Source organism: Candidatus Infernicultor aquiphilus, assembly GCF_002784285.1.
Classification (GTDB): domain Bacteria; phylum Atribacterota; class Phoenicimicrobiia; order Phoenicimicrobiales; family Phoenicimicrobiaceae; genus Infernicultor; species Infernicultor aquiphilus.
In genome coordinates this window covers 1-9639 of sequence record NZ_PFKO01000016.1, presented here as the reverse complement: position 1 = coordinate 9639, position 9639 = coordinate 1, and the positions used below count along the sequence as shown (strand labels likewise).

Genomic DNA, 9639 nt, shown 5'->3' with positions numbered 1-9639 from the left:
ATCCATCTCAAAAAGCTGGCCAATCTAAGCCAAAGAAAATGAAGCGAAATGCTTGATTAGATAAATTACTCACTCTTAAGGGCGATACTTACGATAGGATTGTTGAAGAGGATCTTTCATATCCTGATGTTGAATAATATATTTCCGAATCAAAATTATATTAAAAAATAAAACCAGACTTAGAATGTAATTGCATTGGAAATATTCCATAGCAATCCAAACTAAGTCTGGCTTATGGCTTTTTGTTAAGTTAAAATTTAAGCTTTACTTTTATTCGTTTTAACTAGACTGAAAAATATTCTAAAATCTTCTTTTAAAATGATACAGATAACCGTTATCCCCTGTTCTTTATTCTTCGAACTTTATAATATTATCTAACCATTTGAAGACATCCTCTGCAATTTTTAAAGCTTCCTTATATTCTTCTTTGTTTACCGGTTCATAATCACCAGGATAACGGGCATCTACTGCATAAGCAGTAAGCAGTTTGGCCTGATTAATATTCTTGGGTATTTCTACACCAGCTTCTTCAATAAGTTTAAGTAATGTTCCAATAGAATGGGTTTTAGGGAAAGGCTGGTTGAGTTTAACTAATATTGCCTTCAAAAATTTTTCAACTGCTTGCTGGGCATCAAAACAAAGATCTTCATAAAGTATCCCTTGAGTGACTTTTCCCATCTTTGCTCTTTCTAAATTACTTCTGGCTCTTTTTAACCAGTTTAAGATAATTTCTCTATTTTTCATAGATCACCCGCCCATATTTAGCAATTTCATTATATATTAGAAAAGGATTATCTTTTAATTGATTAAATCTTTTAGGAGTCTCCACAATTATATCAACAGAAACATCTACATCCAGCTTTAGGTAAATCCTCTGGGCAAGCTTTCTCTTGTGAGTAAGGTCATTTTTCAACACGAAAATATCATAATCACTTTCTTTACTCTGTTTCTTTTTTGCTCGTGAACCGAATAGGATAATTTTATCAGGAGCAACTTCATTTACAATTTGTTGTGTGATTTCTTTTAAATAATTTTTGTTTGGCATATTGTTTCCTTTGCATTTTTTAATAATAAGCAAAACATACTAAAATCTCATATTATATTACCCTAAAATAAAGAAAAAGATATATTAATCATTTGTCTATTGTTTTTTTTATTTTATCATTTTTTGGATTAATTTGGTAATAATAAATATATTTAACGGCAAAATAGTTGGCGTAAGAAGCATTCAGATAGTGCATCCCCTGGCTTATATTATCCAAATAAAATATTTTCTCTTTTCTATTTCCCCGGGCAGTTATATGGTAAACTGCATGATCAAAAGTACTCCTTAATGGTCTAGTCATGGTTCGGCTTGTTATCTGACAGAGAATTACATCATCTCCTTCTAATGCCGAAATGACTAAAGCAGGACGTCTTTTGGAATAACTATGACATCACCTTTTATAAATTTTGCCATACTTCATCTTCCTCTGGCTTCAGCCAATCCTTTTTAAGAGAAGCTTCGCTTGCCATAGCTATATTCATTCGCTCTTTGATAACCTTTGTTTTTAAAAACTTAATAAAATCCAATACCTCGTCAAGAAGAGGTTCAGGAACTTGTTCAATTTCGTTTATAAGTAATTCCTTTTTACTCATGACTCTCCTTTCTGCCTGTGCGTGTTCCTGCCTGTGCGTGTACGCACGCAGACAGATTCGCACGCAGACAGGTCTAATTGATTTATTTCAAATTATAACACAGGTTTGTGCCTCCCCCTGTGGCTTTAAAATTCTAAACTTCGACCTTCGTTTTTAGTTTATCTTTTACATATGTATTTGCCAACATTGAGTAAAAAATACTGTCATCATCTTTTGCTTGATCTCGCCTATTTTATGATTCGTTTTACTTTCTTGCTCGAATCTTTTAGCAGTCTGAGAAACAGCCGTGTAATCCATCTCAAAAAGCTGGCCAATCTAAGCCAAAGAAAGTAAACTGAAATGCTTGATTAGATAAATGCCTCACTGCCAAGAGCGATATTGTGATAGGATTGTTGAAGAGGATCTTTCATTTCCTGAGGTAGAATAATATATTCTCGAATTAAATTTATTGCAAAAATATTCTAAAATCCCCTTTTAAACTGAATAAAAGAACCATCCATTGCTTCATTGAATACTCTACAAATTTCTTCTTAATTAGACCAAAGAAGCCCCTCTGATTTATAAGTTCCATTATCAATTATCTTTTTTTATTCTAGGCTTTGTCTTTTCTTTATCTATTAAATACTCTTTTTGACTTTCAAGAATTTTAAGTTGTACTTGAATATTTTTAATTTCATACCTTTTTAATCTTAACCTATATTTTTCTTCTATTCTTCCTGTACTTATCCTATCAAGAATTAACTTATGATATTTCTCATCAATTTCAGCGGAAATATATTGTCTTTTGAGTATTTTACAAATTTCAACCTCAGAACCGCTTCCCCCAAAAAGAACTAAAACATTATCATTTGGCAGAGTACATGAGTTAATTAACATTTCGGATAATTTTTGAGGAATCTGACAAGCATGAAATGTTTTCTCTCTACTAACATTTTTAACTAAATCAAAATAAAACCAGTCATATGGCATTCTTCCTTTTGAACCATTTGCTAAATTTCTTAGAATTCTCTTATCTGTAGGATTCTTATAAGGAACCGACACATTGTCCTTGTAAAACTTATTATATTTTGTTTTTCTACAATGCAAAATACTTCGATGAGCAGTAGTAAATCGCTTAGGGCTGTGCCCAACATTCGTATTATATGCCCATACATAATCTGAAACTTCATAACAAGCCCGATCTAGATATTTCACCCGAAGATAAGCATTTTGTTTTGGATAATTTATTAAAAACATGTTACCATCATCTTTTAAAACTCTTAAAGATTCCCTGGCTAAATCTATATACCAATCAATATATTCATCAAAAGTTTTAGTATAAGACTTATCACCATATTTTATGCCAACATTATAATCAGGATCGCCATAAACCATATCAATAGATTTTTCGGGTAATTTCTTCAAAAGAATGAAATCCATTATTTATTCCTTTAACAAATTTATGTTTTCCTTCTCCTAAATGCAAAATAAAATAATCTTCATCTAACAAAATTTTTGGAAATTTTGAGGTATCGTCTAGTTTTGTTGCATCAAAGGGATTACCAAATCCATATTTCTTACATATTTGTTTTACTAGCATATTATCAAAGACAAAATCTTTCTTCATATAACATTTTTTAAAAAGTTCTATAATTACTTTTTGTTTAGTTCCCATCTTATATTACTCCATTATTTTATATTTATAATAACTTCTTAAATTTTCTATTAAGTGAAAAAATTCTATAGTTTTATAGTAGTAATGGAAAATGTGAATCACTAATATTTTAGCTATAAACTAAATGTACCCATAAAAAAGCATAAATTCTATAATCTTTTTAATCGCTTAGGGTTAAATTCCCCGCAGCTCTGCTGCGATCAATTAGTTTGCTTTAGAGAGTAATAGATACCCCGTAGCTCTGCTGCGGGGAGATTCATTTTATAAAAAATTATATCATATTTATATCATTTGGGCTATTAATTTTAAAAATCCATCTTTTTTGGGAAAATAGTTTAATAATATTTTTTTGGGGATTTGTAAATTGAGTCTGTATATATTGTAAATAGAGATTGCCACGCCCTGATAAATCAGGACTCGCAATGACAAAAAAAGAAAAGACGGGCTTGATGAATCAAGCCCCTACATTATGAAAAACAAGAAAAGAAAAAGATGGATTCCCGCTTCCGCGGGAATGACATATGGGGGAGCGGGAATGACATATGGGGAAGCGGGAATGACAGAAAGGAATAGACGGGCTTGATGAATCAAGCCCCTACACAAAGAGAAAGAAAGAGAAAGGTTTAACCTTTATCTAAATTGATTTCTTTTCCTTCGATTTTTAATTTTTTTCTGCTGACCCAGACGAAGCCCTGGTCTGCAGTGATAACTGCCACATCCACCGGGCCGCCTACACCGGGCATATCTCCCGGATTAGCTACGATGCCATCGGAAAACCGCTGCAGTGCTGAAGTAGTCTGGATCATTAAAGTACAAAAGTCTATGGCATCCTGCAGGGTCATAGTCCCCCACTGAATAGCATATTGTAAGCTCCCCAGTTGTTTTCTTATTTCACCTTGCCCCAGCTTCTGTACTGCTTCACTAATAAATTTTAAATTATTAATTCTTCCGTCAAATCCTAAAACAATTCTGGAAACTACATCAGTTTGACCGATCCAGCTTGCTCCATATTCTTTACTTTTTTCTCTACTATCTCGTTTTTTCTGAACCTCACCAGGGATAAGACAAGTATAAACTTCGTGAGAACCATCTTTATTAAATCCTGCTACCAGAAGGTTAATGGTATCAATTCCCCCGATTCCATTTTTTAAATTCCCCTGCAAGTCTTTAAATTGGAACTTAATCATATAATTTTCTTGTTTAACTTCCAAAACTTCAAAACCCTGTCTTACCAAATCGCTATTAATCTTTTCTACCGCATCATCTAACCTCTTCTGCCAATCGTATTTTTTATTAAAAAGACTATGTAATCTATCCGTAGCATCTCTTACGTTCAACTTTTCTACCTCGGTCTCTCTTTTAAATTGCTCGACAAATTTACTGACATTTTTCATTACTCCATCTTCCGGTAAAAAAGCCAGCCCGGTTACAATTACTCCTATCCTTTCATTCAATTGAAAAAGCTTAGAAGCATTATCACTTCCGATTCGGCCTATTCCCTTACTGTTACGGTAAGATTGTCGGCTATCAGCAGCTAAAACAATTCCCTCTGGAGTAGTAGTATTTATTCCTAATGACATATTATCATCTCCGTTTTAATTTATTCTTTACTTTTCCTTTTTTTCGTCCTCAATAATTTTAATAATCTTTAGTAATATTTCTATTCGTGGCTGAGCATTAATATGGACAAATACTTCTAATGCCTCCTGATAATACTTTAATGCCTCCTTAGACTGGCCTAAAGTAATATACACCAGACCAATGTTTCCCAGATTAGTGGCTATACCTTCTTTATATCCTATCTTTCTATTTATCTTTAGGGCTTCCTGATAATAATTTAGGGCTAGATTGATTTCCCTTAATTTACTGTAAGTAAGACCGATATTGTTAATAACATTGGCTATTCCTTCTTCATATCCTATCTTTTTATTAATCTCTAAGGCTTCTTGATAAAATTTTAAGGCTTCCTTGGTTTTGCCTGAATCATTATATACTACCCCAATATTATTTAAGCTATTGGCTATACCCGGTTCATCTTCAATCTTCCGGTTAATCTCTAAGGCTTCTTCTTGAAATTTTAAGGCTTCCTCATGTTTACCTAATTCATTATATACCGTACCTATATTACTAAGATTATGGGCTATTTCTTGTTCGTATCCGAGCTTTTTATTAATCTCTAAGGCTTGCTGGTAATATTCTAATGCTTCATCGGGTTTTCCCAGGTTATGGTAGATGTTTCCTATATTGCCAAGAGCAACTGATTTTGCTGGCAATCTGGCAATTTTATTTTCTGCTCTTTTAAAAATATTTAATGATTCTCTAAAATGTTTTTCTGCCTCTTTCCATTCAGATAAAAAGTAATAACAGTTACCCATAAGGATATTGAGGGCAAGTTTGTCTCCTTCTGTGACGCTGGCCTTATTCAGGCATCCTCTATATGCTTCAATGGCTTCCTTAAATTTATGTTCTTTTTCATACCTTTGACCGGTTTGGAAAGAATCTACTAATAAGGGATTTCTTTCCAGAGTATCGAGCAAAGTCCTGGGTAGATTTCTATTAAATAATTCCTGTCTTTCGTATAAACGATTATAAAGGACTTCTCTTTTAGACTTTTTTTCTTTGGCCTTTTTATCTTTTATTATTATATATGCATCAAAGATAATTATTAAGGCACAGACAGCCCATAACCATATCTTCATTTCCATAGTTATATTTTTTAGCTTAAATAGGCAAGCTGCAAAAATTATTGGTGCTACTATTGAAATAAAATTTAATAATGAATTCATATTTTAACTCCCTAAAGAAATTTTGATTAGAGTAAATTTTTATTACTATATTTTTTATATTCGACAAAACTCTGAGAAATCCCTTTTTTGTGAGAAATATTTTTAAAATAAAGATTAAAAGAGTAATCGCCCCCACCTTAATCCTCCCCCCTCGAAGGGGGAGGAAGTGTGTGAGTTTAGTTCTCCTCCTGCAAGGGGGAGTAGATAGATTCCCGTTTTCACGGGAATGACATATAAGAGAATAGGGAGGAGGGAAGAGGGATTGCCACGCCCTGATAAATCAGGTCTCGCAATGATAGAAAAAGATAGATTCCCGCTGGAGTTTACCCTCGCGAAAGCGGGGGCGGGAATGACATAAGTTACAAGTATGACATGGATTATGAGAATGACACCAGATTATTTAGTGACTACAATTCTGCCATTTTGTCTAAGGCTTCTCCGGCTAAACGATAGACCACCCACTCATCCATAGGTTTTGCCTCCATATGGTCATAAAATTTTCGAGCCGGATTCCATTTCAAAACAGACCATTCCATTCTACTACATTTATGCTCTTGAGCAATATGGGCACACTTTTTAAATAAGGCAGTAGCAACCCCTCGTCCTCGATATTCCTCAGCAACAAATACATCTTCTATATAAAGCCCAGGACGTCCTAAAAAAGTAGAGTAATTATAAAAATATAGGGCATAACCGACGGGTTTCCCCTCAATTTCTGCTATAAGGACCTGGGCATATGATTTATCTCCAAAGAGGGTTTCTTGTAATATATCTTCGGTAGCAACTACTTGCTCCGATAATTTTTCATACTCTGCTAAATCTTTTATAAAATTGAGTATTAAGGAGACATCTTTATGGGAAGCCTTTCGAATATTCAGATTGACTTCTTCAGATTTTTTCATAATTATTTCTCCTGGTACACCCCTTTCAAACCGATTTCTTCCGCTACTTCCTGCATACCGGCAATGGTATCTGCAATAAGGTCAGCTATTTCCATTCCTAACCTTTGAGCACCTTGTTCAATAACAGATCTATTTACCCCAGCAGCAAATCTTTTATCTTTCCATTTCTTCTTTACCGATTTAACTTGGACATCCATAACACTCTTGGAAGGGCGAACTAAGGCGGTAGTTACTACCAGTCCAGTAAGTTCATCAATGGCATAAAGAACTTTTTCCAGTTCTGTTTGTGGCTCAACATCTGAACAGAGCCCCCAGCCGTGACTAACAACGGCTCGGATGTATTCCTCAGGCCAGCCTTTTTCTTTTAATATTTCCTCACTTTTATGGCAATGTTCTTCGGGAAATTGTTCGTAATCAAGGTCATGAACCAGACCGATTACACCCCATTTTTCTTCATCTTTTCCCCGTTTTCTGGCCATATAACGCATAACTCCTTCCACAGCTAAGGCATGTTTTATCAAACTATCACTTTTATTATATTCAGTAAGTAATTGATAAGCTTCTTCTCGAGTTGGAACCTTTGAACTCATCTTATTTCCTCCTATCTACTTTTATTTTTTCTGAAACAGGGGACTGTAAAAGAACAAAGAACCTTCCCCTGTTTTTTTTAAAATTTTACTTCCACGTTTTCTCTTTCTTCTCCTTCTGTTTTGAAATAAGGTCTATCTTTAAATCCAAACAAACCAGCAATTATTGAAGTAGGTACTTTAACTATAGCTATATTAAATTTCATAGCAGTGTCATTATAGAATTGTCTTGAATAGCTTATCTTATCCTCAGTATCCTTAAGCTGGGTCTGTAAATCCAAAAAATTTGTATTAGCTTTTAAATCAGGATAACTTTCTGCCACCGCAAAAAGCCTACTTAGAGCACCGCTTAATTCTGAATTTGCTCCCAATTTTTCCTCTGGTGTTTTTGCCGATAAATACTTAGTCCTGGAGGCGGTTACTTCTTCTAAGGTTTCTTTCTCATGCTTGGCGTATCCTTTTACAGAGCTTACTAAATTGGGAATTAGATCAAATCTTCTTTTTAACTGAACATCAATTTGAGCCCAGGAATTATCTATTCTACCTCTTAAGGTTACTAGTTTATTGTAAGTTAAAACTCCCCATAATACAATTAGAATAAGAAAAATCATTATAAAACTCATAAAACCACTCCTTTCTCTTTTTCATTTTGATAAATTATTTAAAAAGCACCTGCTCCACCACCACCACCACCGCCTCCTCCACCTCCGGAGGAGAAGCCACCACCGGAACCGGTTGAAGACTTAGTACTGGTATTGGCAAAAGCAGAACTGAATACTTTATCAAAAGAATTAAATAAACTACTATTTAATCTTCCACTTCTATCAGTCATAAAAAATAGATAGGTAGAATTACTTAAAGACATATCTTGATTACTTAAAATAATTTTTAATTTTGAGATAACTTTTTCGGCTACTCCCAAGGAGATGGCATAAACTAAATAATGTTCCCAAACTACTATAGAAGGAATTTCGTAATCCTTCATATTACTAAAATGTAATAAAAATCTTTTAAAGGCACTCCATTTAGTATATTCGTTAACTCCTGCTTGAGTCTTTTTTCTGATTAAAGCACTATAAACTATTACCCCAAAACCAGTAAATCCGGCAGCAAATAGTAATGGAATAAAAATAAACCATTGTACTCTAAATAGGATTCCCAGGACAAGTAATAAAAATATTGCTCCTAATTCCATAAAAATTACTTTGACTGCAGTTTTTAATCCTTCTTTTGATTCACCAAAATAATTATATTTTTTAAATTCCTGACCAACCTTTTTCGCCCAGTTATTATAATTATGAACAAAACTCCTCTGAGTTCGAGATGACTTAGCATAATCCTTTATTTCTTTTAGAGTTACACTCCTTCCATCACCAATAGAATAAAGAAGCCATTGGATCAAATATGATTCATGTTCTTTTAAATTCTTGGTATCACTCTCGATTAATATAAATTTATAATCTTTCTTTTTTCTATCTTGAATCTCTTCAATTTTTAAATATTTTTTACGCACTAAATCCATCAAGGTGGCCATAATGTCTTTAGTACCAACTCCTTGAATACTCATCAATTTACTTAAGACAGCGGGGGTAATATCTTGAGGTAATTCACGATAATAATCTATTTCAACTTCTGGTTTAAGTTCTTTATCATATTTAAAATAAAGTCGTATAGCTAAGAATATATTCAATAATATGATAAGTGGTATTAATAAAATACCCAGAATATTAAAATTCTTCTCTCGATCTGCTTTTTTAGCCCATCCTAATTCCTCTTTCATTATTTCCGCAAACTTATTTTCATTAATTATTTTATGACCCTTATGTACTAAACTGGTAGGAAATAAAATTCTCGCTTCTACCATTTCTCCCGAAGACAATCTATAAACTTCATACACTATTTTACTGTTCTCCTGGATAGATACTTTTCCATCGAGAGGACCATGTCCAAATACTTTTAATTCTTCTTTAGACACTTCCCCTGGAAGTACCACTTCTACCTTAACGTGTCCAATAGGTGAAGTATTGGACTCATCGAAAAATTTCCAGTAAAACTCGGCGGTGTCATTATAT

Annotated in this window: 12 protein-coding genes; all 12 read right to left on the bottom strand. The window is 33.4% G+C overall.

What is annotated here, in order from left to right; translation table 11 throughout:
* Positions 1–348: 348 nt before the first annotated feature.
* Positions 349–744: a HEPN domain-containing protein gene (locus COZ07_RS00490; RefSeq protein ID WP_406606660.1), complete on the bottom strand. Its 396-nt coding sequence runs from the start codon at positions 742–744 to the stop codon at positions 349–351.
* Positions 734–1045: a nucleotidyltransferase domain-containing protein gene (locus tag COZ07_RS00485; RefSeq protein WP_406606659.1), complete on the bottom strand. Its 312-nt coding sequence runs from the start codon at positions 1043–1045 to the stop codon at positions 734–736. The genes COZ07_RS00490 and COZ07_RS00485 overlap by 11 nt, the downstream gene beginning before the upstream one ends.
* A gap of 88 nt (positions 1046–1133) precedes the next feature.
* Positions 1134–1346, bottom strand: a complete 213-nt coding sequence (locus COZ07_RS00480) for a hypothetical protein (protein WP_406606658.1) — start codon at positions 1344–1346, stop codon at positions 1134–1136.
* A gap of 97 nt (positions 1347–1443) precedes the next feature.
* Positions 1444–1638, bottom strand: a complete 195-nt coding sequence (locus COZ07_RS00475) for a DUF2281 domain-containing protein (RefSeq protein WP_406606657.1) — start codon at positions 1636–1638, stop codon at positions 1444–1446.
* Positions 1639–2211: 573 nt separating this feature from the next.
* Positions 2212–3057 carry a site-specific DNA-methyltransferase gene (locus COZ07_RS00470; protein ID WP_406606656.1) on the bottom strand — a complete coding sequence of 282 codons (846 nt, stop codon included), beginning with the start codon at positions 3055–3057 and terminating at the stop codon, positions 2212–2214.
* Positions 3014–3292 (bottom strand): type II restriction enzyme, encoded by a 279-nt coding sequence (locus tag COZ07_RS00465; protein ID WP_406606655.1) that lies wholly within the window; start codon positions 3290–3292, stop codon positions 3014–3016. Before COZ07_RS00465 ends, COZ07_RS00470 begins: the two co-directional genes overlap by 44 nt.
* Before the next feature lie 623 nt (positions 3293–3915).
* Entirely contained in the window at positions 3916–4872 is a 957-nt protein-coding gene (locus tag COZ07_RS00460; RefSeq protein WP_406606654.1) for a hypothetical protein, read from the bottom strand.
* A gap of 27 nt (positions 4873–4899) precedes the next feature.
* The gene (locus COZ07_RS00455) at positions 4900–6078 is read right to left on the bottom strand and encodes a tetratricopeptide repeat protein (protein WP_406606653.1); all 1179 of its coding nucleotides are present in this window, start codon (positions 6076–6078) and stop codon (positions 4900–4902) included.
* A 407-nt stretch (positions 6079–6485) separates the two neighbouring features.
* The gene (locus tag COZ07_RS00450) at positions 6486–6980 is read right to left on the bottom strand and encodes a GNAT family N-acetyltransferase (protein ID WP_406606652.1); all 495 of its coding nucleotides are present in this window, start codon (positions 6978–6980) and stop codon (positions 6486–6488) included.
* A gap of 2 nt (positions 6981–6982) precedes the next feature.
* A complete protein-coding gene (locus COZ07_RS00445; RefSeq protein ID WP_406606651.1) occupies positions 6983–7570 on the bottom strand; it encodes an HD domain-containing protein in 588 nt (195 codons plus the stop codon).
* Positions 7571–7647: 77 nt separating this feature from the next.
* Positions 7648–8190 (bottom strand): LemA family protein, encoded by a 543-nt coding sequence (locus COZ07_RS00440; protein ID WP_406606650.1) that lies wholly within the window; start codon positions 8188–8190, stop codon positions 7648–7650.
* A gap of 38 nt (positions 8191–8228) precedes the next feature.
* Positions 8229–9639 (bottom strand): DUF2207 domain-containing protein (locus tag COZ07_RS00435; protein ID WP_406606649.1); only part of this gene is annotated, 1411 nt, incomplete at its 5' end.